At 70.0% G+C, this 18,375-nt stretch carries 21 protein-coding genes and 4 tRNA genes; 17 read left to right on the top strand and 8 right to left on the bottom strand.

Going from position 1 to position 18,375, the window contains the following annotated elements; genetic code table 11:
- Nucleotides 1–194: 194 nt before the first annotated feature.
- From htpX to ACGFNN_RS13660, 3 genes are all read left to right on the top strand, one after another.
- Complete coding sequence (gene htpX, locus ACGFNN_RS13670) at nucleotides 195–1,058, top strand: zinc metalloprotease HtpX (protein ID WP_362554996.1); 864 nt, start codon at nucleotides 195–197, stop codon at nucleotides 1,056–1,058.
- The gene (locus ACGFNN_RS13665; protein ID WP_362664812.1) at nucleotides 1,055–1,447 is read left to right on the top strand and encodes a YccF domain-containing protein; all 393 of its coding nucleotides are present in this window, start codon (nucleotides 1,055–1,057) and stop codon (nucleotides 1,445–1,447) included. The genes htpX and ACGFNN_RS13665 overlap by 4 nt, the downstream gene beginning before the upstream one ends.
- A gap of 124 nt (nucleotides 1,448–1,571) precedes the next feature.
- On the top strand, nucleotides 1,572–1,844 hold the full coding sequence (locus tag ACGFNN_RS13660) for a GlsB/YeaQ/YmgE family stress response membrane protein (RefSeq protein WP_393555532.1): 273 nt from the start codon (nucleotides 1,572–1,574) through the stop codon (nucleotides 1,842–1,844).
- A gap of 123 nt (nucleotides 1,845–1,967) precedes the next feature.
- On the opposite strand, the gene ACGFNN_RS13655 is transcribed toward ACGFNN_RS13660, so the two are convergent.
- Nucleotides 1,968–2,456, bottom strand: coding sequence for a YajQ family cyclic di-GMP-binding protein (locus ACGFNN_RS13655; RefSeq protein ID WP_362555003.1), 489 nt, complete (start codon nucleotides 2,454–2,456; stop codon nucleotides 1,968–1,970).
- A gap of 163 nt (nucleotides 2,457–2,619) precedes the next feature.
- Between ACGFNN_RS13655 and ACGFNN_RS13650 the strand changes: the two genes are divergently transcribed.
- Nucleotides 2,620–2,701, top strand: a tRNA-Tyr gene (locus tag ACGFNN_RS13650).
- Nucleotides 2,702–3,088: 387 nt separating this feature from the next.
- Nucleotides 3,089–4,171: a MerR family transcriptional regulator gene (locus ACGFNN_RS13645; RefSeq protein WP_393555530.1), complete on the top strand. Its 1,083-nt coding sequence runs from the start codon at nucleotides 3,089–3,091 to the stop codon at nucleotides 4,169–4,171.
- Nucleotides 4,172–4,356: 185 nt separating this feature from the next.
- Here the strand turns inward: ACGFNN_RS13645 and ACGFNN_RS13640 are convergent, their stop codons facing one another.
- The 4 genes from ACGFNN_RS13640 to ACGFNN_RS13625 form a co-directional block, all read right to left on the bottom strand.
- Nucleotides 4,357–5,550, bottom strand: a complete 1,194-nt coding sequence (locus ACGFNN_RS13640) for an MFS transporter (protein ID WP_393555528.1) — start codon at nucleotides 5,548–5,550, stop codon at nucleotides 4,357–4,359.
- 62 nt (nucleotides 5,551–5,612) lie between these two features.
- Nucleotides 5,613–6,272, bottom strand: a complete 660-nt coding sequence (locus tag ACGFNN_RS13635; RefSeq protein WP_393555526.1) for a DedA family protein — start codon at nucleotides 6,270–6,272, stop codon at nucleotides 5,613–5,615.
- Between the two features lie 191 nt (nucleotides 6,273–6,463).
- A complete protein-coding gene (locus tag ACGFNN_RS13630) occupies nucleotides 6,464–7,120 on the bottom strand; it encodes an SDR family oxidoreductase (protein ID WP_362555043.1) in 657 nt (218 codons plus the stop codon).
- Between the two features lie 34 nt (nucleotides 7,121–7,154).
- Nucleotides 7,155–8,381: an amidohydrolase family protein gene (locus ACGFNN_RS13625; protein ID WP_393555524.1), complete on the bottom strand. Its 1,227-nt coding sequence runs from the start codon at nucleotides 8,379–8,381 to the stop codon at nucleotides 7,155–7,157.
- A gap of 284 nt (nucleotides 8,382–8,665) precedes the next feature.
- Between ACGFNN_RS13625 and ACGFNN_RS13620 the strand changes: the two genes are divergently transcribed.
- The 6 genes from ACGFNN_RS13620 (at nucleotide 8,666) to ACGFNN_RS13595 (ending at nucleotide 11,267) form a co-directional block, all read left to right on the top strand.
- Nucleotides 8,666–8,738: transfer RNA gene (locus tag ACGFNN_RS13620), tRNA-Thr, on the top strand.
- Nucleotides 8,739–8,783: 45 nt separating this feature from the next.
- A tRNA-Met gene (locus ACGFNN_RS13615) sits at nucleotides 8,784–8,856 on the top strand.
- Between the two features lie 89 nt (nucleotides 8,857–8,945).
- The gene (rpmG, locus tag ACGFNN_RS13610; RefSeq protein ID WP_003956487.1) at nucleotides 8,946–9,110 is read left to right on the top strand and encodes a 50S ribosomal protein L33; all 165 of its coding nucleotides are present in this window, start codon (nucleotides 8,946–8,948) and stop codon (nucleotides 9,108–9,110) included.
- A gap of 99 nt (nucleotides 9,111–9,209) precedes the next feature.
- On the top strand, nucleotides 9,210–9,662 hold the full coding sequence (locus ACGFNN_RS13605; protein WP_393555522.1) for a MaoC family dehydratase N-terminal domain-containing protein: 453 nt from the start codon (nucleotides 9,210–9,212) through the stop codon (nucleotides 9,660–9,662).
- The gene (locus ACGFNN_RS13600; protein ID WP_365519163.1) at nucleotides 9,662–10,090 is read left to right on the top strand and encodes a MaoC family dehydratase; all 429 of its coding nucleotides are present in this window, start codon (nucleotides 9,662–9,664) and stop codon (nucleotides 10,088–10,090) included. The genes ACGFNN_RS13605 and ACGFNN_RS13600 overlap by 1 nt, the downstream gene beginning before the upstream one ends.
- Before the next feature lie 121 nt (nucleotides 10,091–10,211).
- Nucleotides 10,212–11,267, top strand: coding sequence for a UDP-N-acetylmuramate dehydrogenase (locus ACGFNN_RS13595; RefSeq protein WP_393555520.1), 1,056 nt, complete (start codon nucleotides 10,212–10,214; stop codon nucleotides 11,265–11,267).
- A gap of 48 nt (nucleotides 11,268–11,315) precedes the next feature.
- Here the strand turns inward: ACGFNN_RS13595 and ACGFNN_RS13590 are convergent, their stop codons facing one another.
- Entirely contained in the window at nucleotides 11,316–11,951 is a 636-nt protein-coding gene (locus ACGFNN_RS13590; RefSeq protein WP_393555518.1) for an NAD(P)-dependent oxidoreductase, read from the bottom strand.
- An 89-nt stretch (nucleotides 11,952–12,040) separates the two neighbouring features.
- Between ACGFNN_RS13590 and ACGFNN_RS13585 the strand changes: the two genes are divergently transcribed.
- Nucleotides 12,041–12,622: a TetR/AcrR family transcriptional regulator gene (locus ACGFNN_RS13585; RefSeq protein WP_393555516.1), complete on the top strand. Its 582-nt coding sequence runs from the start codon at nucleotides 12,041–12,043 to the stop codon at nucleotides 12,620–12,622.
- Here ACGFNN_RS13585 and ACGFNN_RS13580 read toward each other — a convergent pair.
- Nucleotides 12,615–13,628 carry an adenosine deaminase gene (locus ACGFNN_RS13580; RefSeq protein WP_393555514.1) on the bottom strand — a complete coding sequence of 338 codons (1,014 nt, stop codon included), beginning with the start codon at nucleotides 13,626–13,628 and terminating at the stop codon, nucleotides 12,615–12,617. The two genes, ACGFNN_RS13585 and ACGFNN_RS13580, sit on opposite strands and share 8 nt — an antisense overlap.
- 121 nt (nucleotides 13,629–13,749) lie before the next feature.
- Nucleotides 13,750–14,976, bottom strand: coding sequence for a pyridoxal phosphate-dependent aminotransferase (locus ACGFNN_RS13575; protein WP_393555512.1), 1,227 nt, complete (start codon nucleotides 14,974–14,976; stop codon nucleotides 13,750–13,752).
- Between the two features lie 214 nt (nucleotides 14,977–15,190).
- On the opposite strand from ACGFNN_RS13575, the gene ACGFNN_RS13570 reads away from it, so the two are divergent.
- From ACGFNN_RS13570 to rplA, 5 genes are all read left to right on the top strand, one after another.
- Nucleotides 15,191–15,263, top strand: a tRNA-Trp gene (locus tag ACGFNN_RS13570).
- Nucleotides 15,264–15,369: 106 nt separating this feature from the next.
- Nucleotides 15,370–15,654 carry a preprotein translocase subunit SecE gene (secE, locus tag ACGFNN_RS13565; RefSeq protein WP_362552607.1) on the top strand — a complete coding sequence of 95 codons (285 nt, stop codon included), beginning with the start codon at nucleotides 15,370–15,372 and terminating at the stop codon, nucleotides 15,652–15,654.
- A gap of 73 nt (nucleotides 15,655–15,727) precedes the next feature.
- Nucleotides 15,728–16,591 (top strand): transcription termination/antitermination protein NusG, encoded by an 864-nt coding sequence (nusG, locus tag ACGFNN_RS13560; RefSeq protein WP_393555510.1) that lies wholly within the window; start codon nucleotides 15,728–15,730, stop codon nucleotides 16,589–16,591.
- A gap of 177 nt (nucleotides 16,592–16,768) precedes the next feature.
- Nucleotides 16,769–17,203, top strand: a complete 435-nt coding sequence (rplK, locus tag ACGFNN_RS13555; RefSeq protein ID WP_073220156.1) for a 50S ribosomal protein L11 — start codon at nucleotides 16,769–16,771, stop codon at nucleotides 17,201–17,203.
- An 83-nt stretch (nucleotides 17,204–17,286) separates the two neighbouring features.
- A complete protein-coding gene (gene rplA / locus ACGFNN_RS13550; RefSeq protein ID WP_393555508.1) occupies nucleotides 17,287–18,009 on the top strand; it encodes a 50S ribosomal protein L1 in 723 nt (240 codons plus the stop codon).
- Nucleotides 18,010–18,375 lie beyond the last annotated feature (366 nt).

The raw sequence follows: 18,375 nt of genomic DNA, 5'->3' as shown, positions 1-18,375 counted from the left end.
CGCGACCGGCACACCCCCCCCGTACGGCCCAGGGGCGGATCCTTCCGGATCCGCCCCTGCTGCCTGTGCCCCCGGCCACCTGGCACAAGGGAACTAGCTCCTCCCGCCTCGCGTTGACCAGTACGGGAGGTTCCACTGGAAGTGGAGCACCACCGAGCAAGGGTTCCCCTGCTGCACCACTTGGAGGGCGTACCGTGCACCGCCGGCACAACGGGCTGAAAACCGCTGTACTCCTCGGGGGTCTCTCGGCCCTCATCATCGTCATCGGCAGCTTCTTCGGACGGACCGGGCTGCTCGTGGCGCTCCTCGTCGCGCTCGCGACCAACGCCTACGCGTACTGGAACAGCGACAAGCTCGCCCTGCGAGCGATGAGAGCCCGCCCGGTCAGCGAATTCGAGGCACCGCAGCTCTACCGCACGGTCCGCGAGCTCTCGACCGCCGCCCGCCAGCCCATGCCCCGGTTGTACATCTCCCCGACGCAGGCCCCCAACGCCTTCGCCACCGGCCGCAACCCGCGCAACGCCGCCGTGTGCTGCACCGAAGGCATCCTCCAGATCCTCGACGAACGTGAGCTGCGAGGGGTTCTCGGCCACGAGCTGAGCCACGTCTACAACCGGGACATCCTCATCTCGTCCGTGGCGGGCGCCCTCGCGTCCGTCGTCATGTTCCTCGTCAACTTCGCCTGGCTGATCCCCGTCGGCAGGTCCGACGACGACGACGGCCCGGGCCTCCTCGGCATGCTCCTGATCATGATCCTGGGGCCGCTCGCTGCCTCCGTCATCCAGCTGGCGGTGAGCCGCTCCCGCGAGTACCAGGCCGACGCGTCCGGCGCTCAGCTCACCGGAGACCCGCTTGCCCTGGCGTCCGCCCTGCGCAAGCTCGACGCCGGGACCAAACAGCTTCCGCTTCCCCCCGAACCGCGGATCGAGACCGCGAGCCACATGATGATCGCGAACCCGTTCCGTCCCGGCCAGGGCATGTCCAAGATGTTCTCCACCCACCCGCCCATGGCTGAACGCATCGCCCGACTCGAGCAGATGGCAGGGTACCGACCATGAACGCAATCCTGAACGTCATTTGGCTGATCCTGTGCGGCTTCTGGATGTTCCTGGGCTACATGCTCGCGGGGCTCCTGCTCTGCATCACGATCATCGGCATCCCCTTCGGCGTGGCCGCGTTCCGTATCGGCGTCTACGCCCTCTGGCCCTTCGGCCGCACCGTCGTGGACCGCCCGGGAGCCGGAGGCGGCTCCCTCATCGGCAACGTCCTCTGGGTGATCCTCGCGGGCTGGTGGCTCGCGCTCGGCCACATCTGCACCGGCATCGCCCTGTGCATCACGATCATCGGCATCCCGCTGGGCATCGCCAACTTCAAGCTCATCCCGGTCTCCCTGATGCCCTTCGGCAAGGAGATCGTCCCGAGCGACCAGCCCCTCGTCGGCCACTGAGCCCACTCCGCCGGATCACCGGATCCGGGGACACAGCCGCTCAGGCCGAACAGCCGGCCGGCAACCACGCCCGTCCTCAAGGCGTCATGGCTTGCAGGAACGAGTGACGGGTAGGAACGCCAACATGAGCATCATCAGCTGGATCATCCTCGGGCTGCTGGCCGGCGCCATAGCCAAAATCCTCCTGCCGGGCCGTGATCCCGGCGGCGTGGTCGGCACCACCCTGATAGGCATCGTGGGTGCCTTCCTCGGCGGCTGGCTGTCGTCACGCTTCCTGGACCGCCCCATCAGCACGGACTTCTTCGACGCGGCGACCTGGGTGGCCGCCATCGCGGGATCCCTCGTCCTGCTGATCGCCTACCGCCTGCTCTTCGGGAACAGCCGCGAGCGCCGCTGACCCGTCCCGCTTCCCCGGCCACGCCCATGTCCGGAGCGCGAGCGCGTACGCCGACGGGGCGGGCCGTGCCGACCGGCACGACCCGCCCCGTTCACCGACCCGCTGCACACGGCAGCGAGCCGTCTACCGGTAGTTGGTGAACTGCAGCGCGAAGTCGAGGTCCTTGCCCTTGAGCAGCGCCTGCACAGCTTGCAGGTCGTCCCGGCTCTTGGAGCTGACGCGCAGCTCGTCGCCCTGGACCTGCGCCTTGACGCCCTTGGGGCCCTCGTCGCGAATGATCTTCGCGACCTTCTTGGCGTTGTCCTGGGAGATGCCCTCCTCGATGGAGGCGAAGATCTTGTACTCCTTGCCGGAGAGCTGCGGCTCGCCCGCGTCCAGGGCCTTCAGGGAGATCCCGCGCTTGATCAGCTTGGTCTGGAAGATGTCGAGGATCGCCTTGACCCGCTCCTCGCCGTTCGCCTCCATCAGGATCTTCTCGCCGGACCAGGAGATCGACGCGCCCGTGCCCTTGAAGTCGTAGCGCTGGGAGATCTCCTTGGCGGCCTGGTTGAGGGCGTTGTCGACCTCCTGCCGCTCGACCTTCGAGACGATGTCGAAACTGGAGTCGGCCATGACGTGTGGCTCCTTGCGTCGTATGCGTTGGGTACGGCACAAAGCCTAGCCACCCCGGCCCATGCGAAGTGCTGATCAACCAGGTGGCGTAGCACCCCTGGGTATCGGGTATCGTTTACGTCGTCGCCAAGGAGCCCCCAGGGGGAGCCGAGGCGTCGTTCCAGGCGGTGTGCCCGAGTGGCCAAAGGGAGCAGACTGTAAATCTGCCGGCTCAGCCTACCCAGGTTCGAACCCTGGCGCCGCCACAGGACGGGAAACCCCGTCCGACCTGCTGAAACAGTGGGTCGGACGGGGTTTCTGCGTGTCTGGGGTTCGCTGAGCGGGAGAGCCCGTAGATCTCCGTTGGCGGGCATCCACGACCCGGCGAAAGGGCCCTCGGGTGCGTGCGGCCGGATCATTCGGGATCGGCGTACACCGTCATCGCATCGCGCCGGGAAGACCAGGGCCTGACCGCCTGACAGGCGCGGTCTGCTCAGGTCTGCGCCGGCCGGTCAATCGGTACGAGGTGTTCGTCCGGCCCGACCTCCGCCGGCCGGTCCCGCGTCCTGCCAGATGGTGTTCGGTGTCCGAGACGGTTGGCTGTTGACCCTCGACCTGGTGGAGGGCTCAGGGTTCTGGGTGTGGAGACCGAGATGCGCAGCATTGGTGAGATGGCCCGGGACAGCGGACTGAGCGTGAGCGCCCTGCGGTTCTACGACGGTGCCGGTTTGCTCGTCCCGGCCTGGGTGGATCCGGTGAGTGGCTACCGCTGGTACGGAACCGAGCAGCTCGAGGAATCCCGGTTGCTGGCTCGGCTGCGCCGGGCGGGTATGCCTCTGGCGGACATCCGGCTGGTACTGGCCGGCTGGTCCGGTGCGGACACCGGCCTGGTGCGGCAGCTGCTCCAGACACACCTGCGCCGACTCGAACAGGGGCTCGCCGACGCCCGCAGTGAGTTCTCCACGCTCCGAGCGCTACTCGAACTCAGGGAGAACCCCATGACCGTGCTTCCCGCCGCCGCCTTCGGGCTGGCCGTCTCCGCGCCCGAGCTGGCCGCCGCTCTGGACGCGGTCCGTTTCGCCGTCAGTACCGACCCGGAGCTGCCGATGCTCAATGGCGTCCTGTTCGACATCGAGGGCGAGGCGCTCCAGGTCGTGGCCACCGACCGCTACCGGATGGCCGTCGCACAAGCTTGTATCACCGGGCACGACGGGCCCCGTGTGCAGGCCGTCGTGCCGTCCCCGCTCGCCGACGCGATGCGGGCGCTGTTGAGCGACGACGCGCCCGTTCAGCTCACTGTGGACGGTGACCGTGTGGCCTTGGAGGCGGGGGACCGTCAGGTGGCCGGACAGCGCCTCGATCACGAATTCCCCGATTACCGTCGCCTCGTCCGCCTGCCTGCGGGGCAGCGTGCCGTCATCGATGTCCCGGCCTTCCGGAAGGCGGTGGAGACCGGCCCCGTCCGTGCGGGCGAGTCACCCGACCAGGGCGGTGTTTCCTGTGACGTCAGCGTGCTCAGGGTGGCGGCCGACGGGGTGGTGACCGTCTGCGAGGACGTCGACGACCATCAGGGCCACGTTGCCGTCAACCGCGAGTTCCTGCTCCACGCGCTAGCCGCCGGAGCCCGGGACCAGCTGATCCTGGAGTTCGCCGCCCCTACGGCACCCCTGGCGATCCGCCGGACCGACACCGAGGACGCCTTCTCGCTCCTGATGCCTGTCCGCCTGGAGAACTGAGGCCCTTGGTCAACTCCTTGTAGGCATCGGCCGCTTCGTCGAGCGGCTTGACGGCGTGGACGCGGGCGGGTCGCCCGCCCGTGTCCACCCGCGAGAGCAGATCTGCGAGCAGCGCGCCCTCGGGACGGGGCTACGACCGCGAGGAGGCGGACGCCGCCTGACGCACCGTCCGCCCCCCGCCCCGGTCATACGTCCCCGGACCGCCGACGCAGCAGGTAGGCACCCGCGGCCACGACCAAGGCGGCCATGCAGGCGATGAAGACCAGGCCGGCGTCCTGGAGACCGATGTGGACCGAGAGGACGCCCACGCCGATCACCGGCAGCGAGATGCCCGTGTAGGCCACGACGAACAGCGTGGAGACGACGGCCGCCCGGTGGTCCGGGGGAGAGGCGTTCGCCACCTGGGCCAGGGCGGCGCGGAAAGTCAGTCCCTGCCCCCCGCCGCCGAGGACCGCGCTCAGCACGACCAGGGGCAGCAACTGCCACCACAGCGCGCCCGCGAGCAGCGCAAGACCTCCGAAGAGGCCGGCGCAGCCCAGCGTCAGTGAGCGGTCCTCGCCGATCCTGCCGACCACGGTCTGTCCGGCGATCGAGGAGAAGAAGGCGAGCGCCACGATCAGCCCGCTCACCGCGTGGTCGTCCACGTCGAGGAACTCCGACAGGAACGCCGGGCTGACCGCGGTGAAGACCCCGAAGAGCGCGAAGCCGGCGAAGGACGCGAGCGCCGCGGGCCGGAACACCGTGCGCACCGCGGGAGGAAGCCCGGGGCGCTGGGGACGCGCCGTTCCCAGCGGCCGCCGCTCGCGCACCGTCTCCCGCAGACGGAGCAGGACGACCGCCGAGGCCGCCAGCAGCACCATGTGCACGATGAACGGGAGATACAGCGGCCAGGGCGCGAACTCGGCGAGGATCCCGGCCAGCAGAGGCCCGCAGCCCAGACCGCCCATGTTGGCGGCCGTGGCCACCAGCGAGGCGCGTGGCGACCCCTTGCCCGGCGCCAGTTCCAGGACGTACGCGGTGGCCGCGCCCGTGAACAGACCGGCCGAGAAGCCTGACAGCAGCCGTCCCGCGAAGAGCCAGCCGAGAGCGGAGGCGCACAGGAAGCAGACCGCGCTCACCGCCGCGAACGCCAGGCCCGACAGCAGCACGGGGCGTCTGCCCACCGCGTCGGAGGCGTTTCCCGCCAGCAGGAGCACACCGATGACCCCGAAGGCGTACACGGCGTACACCACGGTCACCGTCAGCTCGGAGAAGCCGAGTTTCTCTTGGTAGAGGCTGTAGAGAGGGGTCGGCAGGGTCGTCCCCGCCATGCACACGGCGAACACTGCCCCGGCTGCGTAGCAGGGGAGCCAGCTTCGGCGGTCAGGGGAACCGTCCATGCGGCGACGCTAACCCGAGCACCCGTGCGGGGACCGTAACGCCTCGCCCCGTGGGGCAGCCCTCAGCGTGCGTTGCGGGACCGGCCCGAACGGCGCACCCGGCGGATCGTCCACGTCACGACGGCCACCGCCACCAGCGCCAGGACGGCTTTGGACGCCAGTCCGACGTAGTCGCCGACGACGTCCCAGCGGTCCCCCAGCCAGTAACCGGCCATCACCAGGGCCGAGTTCCAGATCAGGCTGCCGAGCGCCGTCAGCGTGACGAAGACCCGCAGCGGCATGCGCTCCACCCCGGCGGGGACTGAGATGAGGCTGCGGAAGACCGGCACCATCCGTCCGAAGAAGACGGCCTTGGTCCCGTGCCGGCTGAACCACTCCTCCGTACGCTCCAGGTCGGAGGCCTTCACCAGCGGCAGTTTCGCCCAGAGGGAGTGCATGCGCTCGCGGCCGAAGGACGCGCCGATCCAGTACAGGACCACGGCCCCCACGACTGAGCCGAGCGTGGTCCAGAACAGAGCGGCGGGCAGGCTGAGCACCCCCTGACCGGCCGCGAACCCGGTCAGCGGAAGGATCACCTCGCTCGGCAGCGGCGGGAAGAGGTTCTCCAGGGCGATGGCCAGCCCGGCCCCGGGACCGCCCAGCGTCTCGACGAGCCCCGTGGCCCAACCCGCTATGCCGCCGTCGGGTTTCTGCGGCGCTGCCGCCTGCGCTACGAGGTGCAAGAGGAGTCTCCAGGGCTGACGTACGGTCGTTGCGGGCGCGTGGCGCCGCCGGACCCGAGGCGGGCCGCGCGCGGGGGCCGCGTGTGGTGCTTCCGGTACCCGCTCCCGGGCAGCGGAAGCACGGGAAATGAAAGCTCATGGGGGGCGGAAGCACCCCGGCGTGAACCGGTACAACGGCGGAGGCGACCCTCTCAGTTCCCCGCGACGTCCTTGACCGCCACGGTCACCGGCTTGGACCCGCTGATCAGTTCCAGGGTCAGGCCCGCCGTGGCCGGGGTGTCGAGGAGCTCCGCCAGCACCGCCGCCACGTCGTCCCGGGGAATCGGGCCGCGGCCCGTCGAAGCGGCCAGCTGGACCCCGCCGGTGCCCGCGTCGTTCGTGAGCATCCCGGGGCGCAGGATCGTCCAGTCCAGACCGCTGCGGGCGCGTACGTCCGCGTCCGCCGCGCCCTTGGCGCGCTGGTAGACGTCGAACACCTCGTCGCCCTGGTGATCGGGGTTCGCGCCCATCGAGGACACCACGACGTACCGGCGCACCCCCGCGCGCTCGGCCGCGTCCGCGAAGAGCACCGCCGCTCCCCGGTCCACCGTGTCCTTGCGCGCGGCGCCGCTGTTCGGACCGGCGCCCGCGGCGAACACCACGGCGTCCGCGCCGCGTAGTACCTCCGCCACCTCCTCCACGGAAGCCGACTCGAGGTCCAGGACGACCGGTTCGGCGCCGGCCGCCCTCAGGGCCTCGCTCTGCTGCGGGTTGCGGATGACACCCACAGCCTCGTCACCACGCGCGGCGAGCATCCGCTCCAGCCGCAGCGCGATCTGACCATGTCCACCTGCGATGACAATGCGCATGCTTCCGACCGTACGCCGCCGGCGCGGTGGGTGCTCAAGGCCCGCCGCCGGGGCCGGAACCGGCGCGTCCCTGACGGGGGAGGTCCAGCGCCGCCGCGGCGGCGCCGGAGTCGCGGTACTCGCGTACGGCGCTGGTCCTGGCCACCACACGGCCGCGGTGCACCACGATCCGGCTGTACGCGAGGGAGAGCGCGCCGGCCAGCCCGTCGCCCCGGAGGGCCAGGAGTTCCGCGGGGAACCCCGCCTCGACGTGCGCGGCGGGCATGCCCAGGGCAGCCCGGGCGGTCGTGGAGACGGTCTCGTAAGCCTGCTCCGGGGTGAGGCCGCACTGGGAGGCGAGGAGGTAGGCGGCCTCCAGCGGGTCGCCGCGGCCGACGGGGTTGGAGGTGTCCCGCAGGGCTCCGCCTCCCGCCACCACCCGCACACCGGCCGCCCTCAGCAGCTGTACGGGAGCGAGTCCGCGCAGCCGGGTCCCGGAGCAGCGGCCCTGGGGCAGGCAGACCACCGTCACGGCGGCCGCGGCGAGCCGGTCGGCGGCTCGGGCGGCCTCGTCGCCGGGGAGCCGGGAGAGACCCGCGCAGGGGCCCAGGCAGACGGCGGTGCGCAGGCCGCCCGCCATCGAGGCCAGCCGGGCGAGACAGGTGGCGTCCGTGCCGTCGGTGTGCAGATCCACGGGCAGCCCCCTGGTTGCGGCCAGGCCGAGAACCGCCTCCGTGTGCCCGGCCGGGTCGGGGTCGGGATCGGGGCGGCCGCCGATCACACCCGCGCCCATGTCCACGGCGTCCCGGAGCAGGGCCAGCCCCTGCGCGCCCGCACGGCCGGTGAGGACGCCGGGCACGGCGACCACCGTCAGCTCGGTGAGCCCCGTCAGCGAACGGGCGGCTTCCAGGACGCCGTCGAGGCGCCCGAGGCCCCCCGCCTCGTCGACGCGTACATGGGTGCGCACCGCGGTCGCCCCATGACCGGTCTGGAGCAGGGCACCCTCCGTCACCCGGCGCCGGACGTCCTCGGGGCGCTGCGGCGCGGGACCGGTCAGGGCGCCGTCGAGGGCCTTGTCCAGGTGTGCGTGGGGCTCGACCGGTGCGGGCAGCAGGAGATGGCCGCGCAGGTCCAGCCGGGTCGTCCCCTGGGTGGTGAGGCTGCCCGCCGTGCCGACCGCCTTGATGCGGGGGCCGGCGATCCGTACGTCGACGGTGCGCCCGTCCGTGAGCCGGGCCCCGCTCAGCAGGAGGGCGGGCGCGTCGCTGGGGCAGTCGGGCATCGCGCCGCTCCTGGATGAATTACAAGATCACGCCGGGTGGGCCGAGCCTAAGGGCTCTCCCACCCGTCCCCGGGAGCGAGCGATTAGTCGCACGAATGTGGCTCTCCGTGGACCGCCCGGAGAGGGGTGCCGCGAGGCCCGGCGTACGAGCCCGCCGAGATCGCGTACGGGCTGATCAAGGGCCTGATCAGGGGGGTGGGCGCCGGGGTACGCCGGGGTCCGGTGCGGGCGACGGAAACGGATTTGGGCGATCGGCGAGAGACCGTGTAATGTCTTCCTCGCTCGCCCCAATAGCTCAGTCGGTAGAGCGTCTCCATGGTAAGGAGAAGGTCTGCGGTTCGATTCCGCATTGGGGCTCTGGTGATCGAGTGAACCCGCTTCGGCGGGGGATCTCGGCATCAAAGCGGTGTAGCTCAGTCGGTAGAGCAAGCGGCTCATAATCGCTGTGTCACCGGTTCAAGTCCGGTCACCGCTACTAACGGTAGCCGATTGCGGGGTCGGTCCTTCGATCGGCTACCCTTTTATGCGTTCATCCGACCATCCGTCCGTCCAAGGAGCACTCACGTGGCTGCCACCGACGTCCGCCCGAAGATCACGCTGGCCTGCGTGGAGTGCAAGGAGCGGAACTACATCACCAAGAAGAACCGGCGTAACAACCCGGACCGTCTTGAGATGAAGAAGCACTGCCCGCGCTGCAACTCGCACACCGCGCACCGCGAAACGCGCTGAAACAGGCTCGTACACGAGGCCGTCCCCACTGGGGGCGGCCTCGTGTCGTTGTATGGGTTCCTTGCCCACAGTCGATTTCCACCAGGAGGTACCGGGCTCATGGCGCTCGACCAGTCCTTCGTGGGGCGGACCTATCCGCCCACCCCGGCCTACGAGGTCGGCCGGGAGAAGATCCGGGAGTTCGCGGAGGCGGTGGGTGACGCCAACCCCGCCTACGTGGATCCGGACGCCGCCAAGGCTCTCGGGTATTCCGACGTGATCGCCCCGCCCACGTTCGTCTTCTCCATCACCTTCAAGGCGGCGGGCCAGGTCATCGAGGACCCGCAGCTGGGCCTGGACTACAGCCGGGTGGTGCACGGCGACCAGAAGTTCGCGTACGCCCGTCCCGTCCGTGCCGGGGACCGGCTGACGGTGACCTCCACCATCGAGGCCATCAAGTCGATGGCGGGCAACGACATCCTGGACATCCGTGGCGAGGTCCACGACGAGTCCGGTGAACACGTGGTGACCGCGTGGACGAAGCTGGTGGCACGCGCCGCCGAGGAGGCGTGATGACGGCGAACATCGCATACGGGGCCGTCGAGGTCGGCACCGAGCTGCCGGCGCAGTCCTTCCCTGTGACGAGGGCCACGCTCGTGCGGTACGCGGGCGCCTCCGGCGACTTCAACCCGATCCACTGGAACGAGAAGTTCGCCCGTGAGGTCGGCCTGCCCGACGTGATCGCGCACGGCATGTTCACGATGGCCGAGGCGATCCGGGTGGTCACCGACTGGGCCGGAGACCCGGGATCGGTCGTGGAGTACGGAGTGCGCTTCACCAAGCCGGTCGTCGTGCCGAACGACGAGAACGGCGCGGTCGTCGAGGTCAGCGCCAAGGTGGCCGCCAAGCTGGACGACAACCTGGTCCGCGTCGACCTGACGGCGACGAGCGACGACAAGAAGGTGCTGGGCATGTCCCGCGCGGTCGTCCGCCTCGCCTGAGGTACGGCACCGCGGCACGCGGCAGGGGCGCTCTTCCCGGGGTGAGGATCCGGGGGAGGGCGCCCTTCGCACGTCCGTGGCCCTGCCCGGACGTACGGACCGCGGACCGTACTCTTGTCCCGTGCAGGAACTCCACGACGCTCCCCTCGCCCCCCTGACCACCTTCCGGCTCGGCGGGCCGGCCGACCGGCTCCTGACCGCCACCACGGACGCCGAGGTGATCGCCGCCGTACGCGAAGCCGACGACAGCGGCACCCCGCTCCTGGTCGTGGGCGGTGGGTCCAACCTGGTCATCGGGGACAAGGGCTTCGACGGGACGGTGCTCCGCATCGCGACCAAGGGCTTCGAGCTCTCCGGGACGCAGCTCGAACTCGCCGCCGGCGAGGTATGGACGGATGCCGTGGCCCGCACCGTCGACGCAGGGCTGGCGGGCATCGAGTGCCTCGCCGGGATCCCCGGATCCGCGGGCGCGACACCCATCCAGAACGTCGGCGCGTACGGCCAGGAGGTCTCCTCGGTCATCACCGAGGTCGTCGCCTACGACCGGCGGACGGGCCGGACGGTCACCCTGGCCAACGAGGACTGCGCCTTCTCCTACCGCCACAGCCGCTTCAAGGCCGATCCCGACCGCTTCGTGGTGCTCCGCGTCCGCTTCGGCCTGGAGGACGCTGGCGGTCTCTCCGCTCCGCTGCGCTACCCGGAGACCGCCCGGGCGATGGGCGTCGAGCAGGGTGAGCGCGTCCCCGCGGCCTCCGCCAGCGAGACCGTCCTCCGCCTGAGGGCCGGCAAGGGCATGGTGCTCGACCCGGATGACCACGACACCTGGTCGGCCGGCTCCTTCTTCACCAACCCGATCCTGGACGAGGCCGAGCACACCGCCTTCCTGGCACGGGTCGCCGAGCGGCTGGGCGCGGACGTCACCCCGCCCGCCTTCCCCGCGGGGGACGGACGGATGAAGACCTCGGCCGCATGGCTCATCGACAAGGCCGGCTTCACCAAGGGGTACGGCACGGGGCCCGCCCGCATCTCCACCAAGCACACCCTCGCCCTCACCAACCGAGGCGGAGCCACCACCGAGGACCTGCTGGCCCTGGCCCGGGAGGTCGTCGCCGGGGTGCGCGACGCCTTCGGGGTCACCCTCGTCAACGAACCGGTGACGGTCGGCGTCGACCTGTAGGACGGCAGAAGTGCGGTGCGTCGGCCCGCGGGGCGCCCGGCGTGGGCCTCAGTAGGCGACGCCCACGCCCTGCTTCACCGCGGCCGGCTCGTCGACCAGCGCCAGCATCGCGTGGGCCACGTCGGCCCGTGCGATGGACCGGCCACTGCGCGGGGTTCCACCCACGACCGTCCGGTACCTCCCCGTCGGCGGGCCGTCCGTCAGCTTCGGCGGGCGCACCGACGTCCAGTCCGTCGCACTCGCGGCCAACGCGGCCTCCATGCGCGTCAGATCGGCGTACACCTCCTTGAGGACCGCGCCGATCACCTTGCGGACCGTCCGGTCCAGCAGCGGGTCGTCCGCCGGCTCGGGGCCGACGGGCGCCGCGCTCACGACGAGCAGCCGCCGGGTGCCCTCCGCCTCCATGGCCGCCAGCACCAGACCAGTGAGCCGCTCGGCGACATCGCCCGCCTTCCGGCCCCGGGACCCCAGCCCCGAGAGCACGGCGTCCCGCCCCGCGACCGCCGCGCGCACGGCCGCCGGGTCGTCCAGCCTCACGATCCCGTGCGGCTCCGTCTCCCGGAGGCCGTCCGGGAGGCTGCCGGGATCGCGGACCACCGCCGTCACCTCGTGCCCCGCCGCGTGCGCCTGGCGCACGATCTCCTGGCCGACGGCCCCGGTCGCTCCGAACACGGTGAGCCTCATGGCGCACGCCCCTTCCCAGTGGGTGAGTATTCACTCACCCTTAGAGTGAGTGGGCACTCACCCACTCGTCAAGGTTTGTTGGAGCACGCATGGAAAACAAGCCGGCCCGCGTCCGAATCGTCGACGCCGCCCACGAACTCATGCTCGGCATCGGCCTCGCGCGGGTGACGACCAAGGAGATCGCCAGGGTTGCCGGGTGCTCGGAGGCAGCGCTCTACAAGTACTTCAGGAGCAAGGAAGAGCTCTTCGTGACAGTCCTCGGCGAACGGATGCCCCGGCTGGGGCCGCTCCTGGGCGATCTGAGAGCGGGGGAGGGCGACCTGGAGGAGAACCTCCGCGAAATCGCCCGCCAGGCCACGCTCTTCTACCAGCAGACCTTCCCCGTGCTCGCCTCGCTCTACGCCGAGCCCCGACTGAAGCGCCGCCACGACGAGGCGATGCGCGAGATGGACGCCGGACCCCACAAGCCGATCGAGGGTCTCGACGCCTACCTGCGCGCCGAGCAGCAGGCGGGAAGGGTCGGAGCCGGGACGGACACCTACGCGGCCGCCTCGCTGCTCCTGGGCGCCTGCGCACAGCGCGCGTTCGCCTACGAGGCGGGCGGCTCACCACAGTCGCCGGACGACTTCGTCGCCTCCCTCGCACGCACCCTGCTGGGCGGGATCAGCTAGCGAGCCAGGCGTCGATGCCGCCCAGCAGCTTCTCCCGCACCTCCGGCGGCGCCACCGACGCCCGCACGGACTGACGGGCCAGCTCGGCGAGTTCCTCGTCGGTGAACGCGTGGTGCCGGCGGACGAGTTCGTACTGCGCGGCCAGCCGGGCACCGAAGAGCAGCGGGTCGTCCGCGCCGAGCGCCATCGGCACCCCGGCGTCGAACAGAGTGCGCAGGGGTACGTCCGAAGGCTTCTCGTAGACGCCCAGCGCGACATTGGACGCGGGGCAGACCTCGCAGGTCACCCCGCGCTCCGCGAGCCTGCGCAGCAGCCTCGGATCCTCGGCGGCCCGCACGCCGTGCCCGATCCTGGCCGCGTCCAGGTCGTCCAGGCAGTCCCGCACGCTCGACGGCCCGGCGAGCTCCCCTCCGTGCGGCGCCGCGATCAAGCCGCCCTCGCGGGCGATGGCGAAGGCACGGTCGAAGTCCCTCGCCATGCCGCGCCGTTCGTCGTTGGAGAGCCCGAAGCCGATCACCCCACGGTCCGCGTAGCGCACGGCGAGCCGTGCCAGCGTCCGGGCGTCCAGCGGATGCTTCATCCGGTTCGCGGCGATGACCACCCTGATCCCCAGCCCGGTCTCCCTCGCCGCGCCGTCCACGGCGTCCAGGATGATCTCGATGGCCGGGATGAGCCCGCCGAGCAGCGGGGCGTACGAGGTGGGGTCGACCTGGATCTCCAGCCAGCCGGAGCCGTCCGCGACGTCCTCCATGGCGGTCTCGCGCACCAGCCGCTGGATGTCCTCCGGTTCGCGCAGGCAGGACCTGGCGATGTCGTAGAGGCGCTGGAACCGGAACCAGCCGCGCTCGTCGGTCGCCCGGAGCTTCGGTGGCTCCCCGCCCGTCAGTGCCTCGGGCAGGCGGACGCCGTACTTGTCCGCGAGTTCGAGCAGGGTCGTCGGGCGCATCGACCCGGTGAAGTGCAGGTGCAGATGGGCCTTGGGCAACAGCCGTACGTCACGCTCCATTGAAGGATCTTGCCGCACCGGAGGGGCCTGGCGGTAGCCGCTTTACCTTCCGGGTGACCCGTCGAACAGAAAAGTGGCCCCCGGCCGGAGCCGGGGGCCACTTCCTGGGTGCGGTGCGCGATCAGTCGCGCGCCTCGCCCAGCAGCTTCTGGAGACGCGAGACGCCCTCGACGAGGTCGTCGTCACCCAGCGCGTAGGACAGGCGCAGGTAACCCGGGGTGCCGAACGCCTCGCCCGGGACCACGGCGACCTCGGCCTCGTCCAGGATGAGGGCCGCGAGCTCCACGGAGTCCGCGGGGCGCTTGCCCCGGATCTCCTTGCCGAGGAGCCCCTTCACCGACGGGTACGCGTAGAACGCGCCCTCGGGCTCGGGGCAGAGGACGCCCTCGATCTCGTTGAGCATCCGCACGATCGTCTTGCGCCGGCGGTCGAAGGCCGTCCGCATCTCGGCGACCGCGTCCAGCGGACCGGAGACCGCCGCCAGCGCCGCGGCCTGGGCGACGTTGCTGACGTTGGAGGTGGCGTGCGACTGCAGGTTGGTCGCGGCCTTGACGATGTCCTTCGGGCCGATGATCCACCCGACCCGCCAGCCGGTCATGGCGTAGGTCTTGGCGACGCCGTTGACCACGATGCACTTGTCGCGCAGCTCGGGCACGACCGCGGGGAGCGAGGCACTGGCGGCGCCGCCGTAGACGAGGTGCTCGTAGATCTCGTCGGTCATGACCCAGAGGCCGTGCTCGACGGCCCAGCGGCCGATCGCCTCGGTCTCGGCCTCGGTGTACACGGCGCCCGTCGGGTTCGACGGCGAGACGAACAGGACGACCTTCGTCCGCTCGGTGCGTGCCGCCTCCAGCTGCTCGACGGAGACCCGGTAGCCGGTGGTCTCGTCGGCCACGACCTCGACCGGCACACCGCCGGCGAGCCGGATCGACTCGGGGTAGGTGGTCCAGTACGGGGCCGGGACGATGACCTCGTCGCCCGGGTCGAGGACCGCGGCGAACGCCTCGTAGATGGCCTGCTTGCCGCCGTTGGTCACCAGGACCTGGGAGGCGTCGATCTCGTAGCCGGAGTCGCGCAGCGTCTTCGCCACGATGGCGGACTTGAGCTCGGGGAGCCCGCCCGCCGGGGTGTAGCGGTGGTACTTCGGGTTGCGGCACGCCTCGATCGCGGCGTCCACGATGTAGCCGGGGGTCGGGAAGTCGGGCTCGCCGGCGCCGAAGCCGATCACCGGACGCCCGGCGGCCTTCAGTGCCTTGGCCTTGGCGTCGACGGCGAGGGTGGCGGACTCGGAGATCGCACCGACGCGGGCCGAGACCCGGCGCTCGGACGGAGAAGTTGCAGCGCTCATGTCCCCCATGTTCCCAGACCGTAAATCCCCGTGGCACAGGGGTTTCAGGGACCGGACAGGACTCGGACAGCATCCGGACAGGACCGGTCGGTAGTTGTCTGTTCGACGCGGGGCCCCTGAACACGTACACTCACCTGTCGTTGGCCTTCATCAGCCGCACCGTTTCCCCACCCGGACCACGGGGGGAGATGCGGTAGGTTGGTGGACACCACAAAGGGTCGTAGCTCAATTGGTAGAGCACTGGTCTCCAAAACCAGCGGTTGGGGGTTCAAGTCCCTCCGGCCCTGCTACACACTCCTTCGCCAGGATGTGTGCGCATGTACGTACTTCAATGCACCGCCGTGCGGCTCCACCGGGCGCGGCACGGCCACGACCCGGAATCAGGTGAGTAGCGTGACGGACGCCGTGGGCTCCATCGACATGCCTGATGCCGAGGACGAAGCCCCCGAGTCGAAGAAGACACGCAAGGGCGGCAAGCGCGGAAAGAAGGGCCCTCTGGGCCGTCTCGCGCTTTTCTACCGCCAGATCGTCGCCGAGCTCCGCAAGGTCGTCTGGCCTACGCGCAGCCAGCTGTCGACCTACACAGCCGTGGTGATCGTGTTCGTGGTCGTCATGATCGGTCTCGTCACCGTGATTGACTTCGGATTCGCGCGGGTCATCAAGTACGTCTTCGGCTGATCCCGCGGAGGGCGCCTCATCGGCGCCCCTTTCGCATGTTCCACCCATATGTATCCAGGAAGAAGCAGCCATCGTGTCTGACCCGAACCTGAACGACGACGCCGAGCCTACGGCGAGCGCCGTCGAGTCCGCCGAGGACGAGCTCGACATCGTCGAGGCGGCGGATGCCGTGGCCCCGGACCAGGTCGAAGCTGCTGACGCCGCCGCCGACGAGCCCGCCGAGCAGGACGCCGTGCGCGCCGAGGACGACGAGGACGAAGCCTCCGAGGACGACGAGGCCGCTGAGGCCTCGGACGAGCCCGTCGAGGAAGCCGCCCCCGTCGACGCCGTCACCGCCCTCCGCGAGGAGCTGCGCGGACTTCCCGGCGAGTGGTACGTCATCCACACGTACGCCGGCTACGAGAAGCGCGTGAAGGCGAACCTGGAGCAGCGCGCCGTCTCCCTCAACGTCGAGGACTTCATCTACCAGGCCGAGGTGCCCGAGGAAGAGATCGTCCAGATCAAGAACGGTGAGCGGAAGAACGTCCGTCAGAACAAGCTCCCGGGATACGTCCTCGTGCGCATGGACCTGACGAACGAGTCCTGGGGTGTTGTCCGCAACACGCCCGGCGTCACCGGCTTCGTGGGCAACGCCTACGACCCGTACCCGCTGACCCTGGACGAGATCGTCAAGATGCTCGCCCCCGAGGCCGAGGAGAAGGCCGCCCGCGAGGCCGCCGAGGCCGAGGGCAAGCCGGCTCCGGCCCGAAAGGTCGAGGTCCAGGTCCTGGACTTCGAGGTGGGCGACTCGGTCACCGTCACCGACGGCCCGTTCGCGACCCTCCAGGCCACGATCAACGAGATCAACGCCGACTCGAAGAAGGTCAAGGGCCTCGTCGAGATCTTCGGTCGCGAGACCCCGGTCGAGCTCAGCTTCGACCAGATCCAGAAGAACTGACGGCTTTCCGCCGACATCTGGACACATGCCTACCGAGCAGGTCAGACGGGCTTCACAGCCGGTCTGACCTGCTCGGTTTTTGGTCGCGCAGCTATACCCGTTATCGTTGTGCGGTATGCCTCCATCCGGATGACCGGATTGGCGGCGAAACACTCTCACTAGGACCCGGAGAGAGCAATGCCTCCCAAGAAGAAGAAGGTCACGGGGCTTATCAAGCTCCAGATCAACGCCGGTGCGGCCAACCCGGCCCCGCCGGTCGGCCCCGCGCTGGGCCAGCACGGCGTCAACATCATGGAGTTCTGCAAGGCCTACAACGCCGCGACCGAGTCGCAGCGTGGCATGGTCGTGCCGGTGGAGATCACGGTCTACGAGGACCGTTCCTTCACCTTCATCACGAAGACTCCGCCGGCCGCCAAGCTGATCCTGAAGGCCGCGGGCGTGGAGAAGGGCTCCGGCGAGCCGCACAAGACCAAGGTCGCCAAGCTCACGGCCGACCAGGTCCGCGAGATCGCCACGACCAAGCTCCCCGACCTGAACGCCAACGACCTCGACGCCGCGTCGAAGATCATCGCTGGCACCGCCCGTTCCATGGGCATCACGGTCGAAGGCTGAGTCAGCCCTCGTAGCCCCTCAGTGGTAGGACCAAGCGCTGGTCCGCACCACGACTCCACACTCTGAAATCATCAGGAGCAGAAGTGAAGCGCAGCAAGAACCTCCGCGCTGCGGACGCGAAGATCGACCGGGAGCGTACCTACGCCCCGCTCGAGGCCGTCCGTCTCGCCAAGGACACCGCCACCACGAAGTTCGACGGCACCGTCGAGGTCGCGTTCTGCCTGGGTGTTGACCCGCGCAAGGCCGACCAGATGGTCCGTGGCACCGTGAACCTCCCGCACGGCACCGGCAAGACCGCCCGGGTCCTGGTCTTCGCGACCGGTGACCGTGCTGCGGCCGCGGAAGCCGCGGGCGCCGACATCGTCGGCGCCGACGAGCTCATCGACGAGGTGGCGAAGGGCCGTCTGGACTTCGACGCCGTCGTCGCCACGCCGGACCTCATGGGCAAGGTCGGCCGCCTGGGCCGCGTGCTCGGTCCGCGTGGTCTGATGCCGAACCCGAAGACCGGCACCGTCACCCCCGATGTCGTCAAGGCCGTCAACGACATCAAGGGCGGAAAGATCGAGTTCCGCGTCGACAAGCACTCGAACCTGCACTTCATCATCGGAAAGACCTCTTTCGATGACACGAAGCTGGTCGAGAACTACGGCGCCGCTCTGGAGGAGATCCTCCGTCTGAAGCCGTCCGCCGCCAAGGGTCGCTTCATCAAGAAGGCGACCATGACCACGACGATGGGCCCCGGCATCCCGCTGGACGCCAACCGCGTGCGCAACCTCCTCGTCGAGGAGGACCCGGCCGCCGTCTGAGCCTCCACGCTCACCCGGTAGCCGCGTCAACGGCATGGGACGGGCCCCGCAGCCTCCTCGGAGACTGCGGGGCCCGTCCGCGTACGCGGGGCCTCTGCCGCGCCGATTCGCGGCCGTCCCAGCTGGCGCTAAACCTCTCGCGGGGGCCGAACCAGGACGGATTTGCTCCGAACGGGCCGGGTCGCGTACTCTCGTCGAGAAGCCAAAGACCGCTGGTCGTTGCCGTGTCCTCGCAAGAGGGAGCGGCGACCGAAGGATCCGTCAAGAACGGGCGACCTGCGCAGGTGACTGTGGAAAGCTCCCGGATCTCGATCCGGTCGAGCTACGCCCTGGCGCCTGCGCCGGGGCGTTTCGTCTTTCCCGGCC

It is taken from the genome of Streptomyces sp. NPDC048590, from assembly GCF_043199535.1.
Classification (GTDB): Bacteria; Actinomycetota; Actinomycetes; order Streptomycetales; family Streptomycetaceae; genus Streptomyces.
The sequence above is the reverse complement of the archived record's forward strand: the minus strand, read 5'-3'. Positions and strand labels throughout refer to the sequence as shown.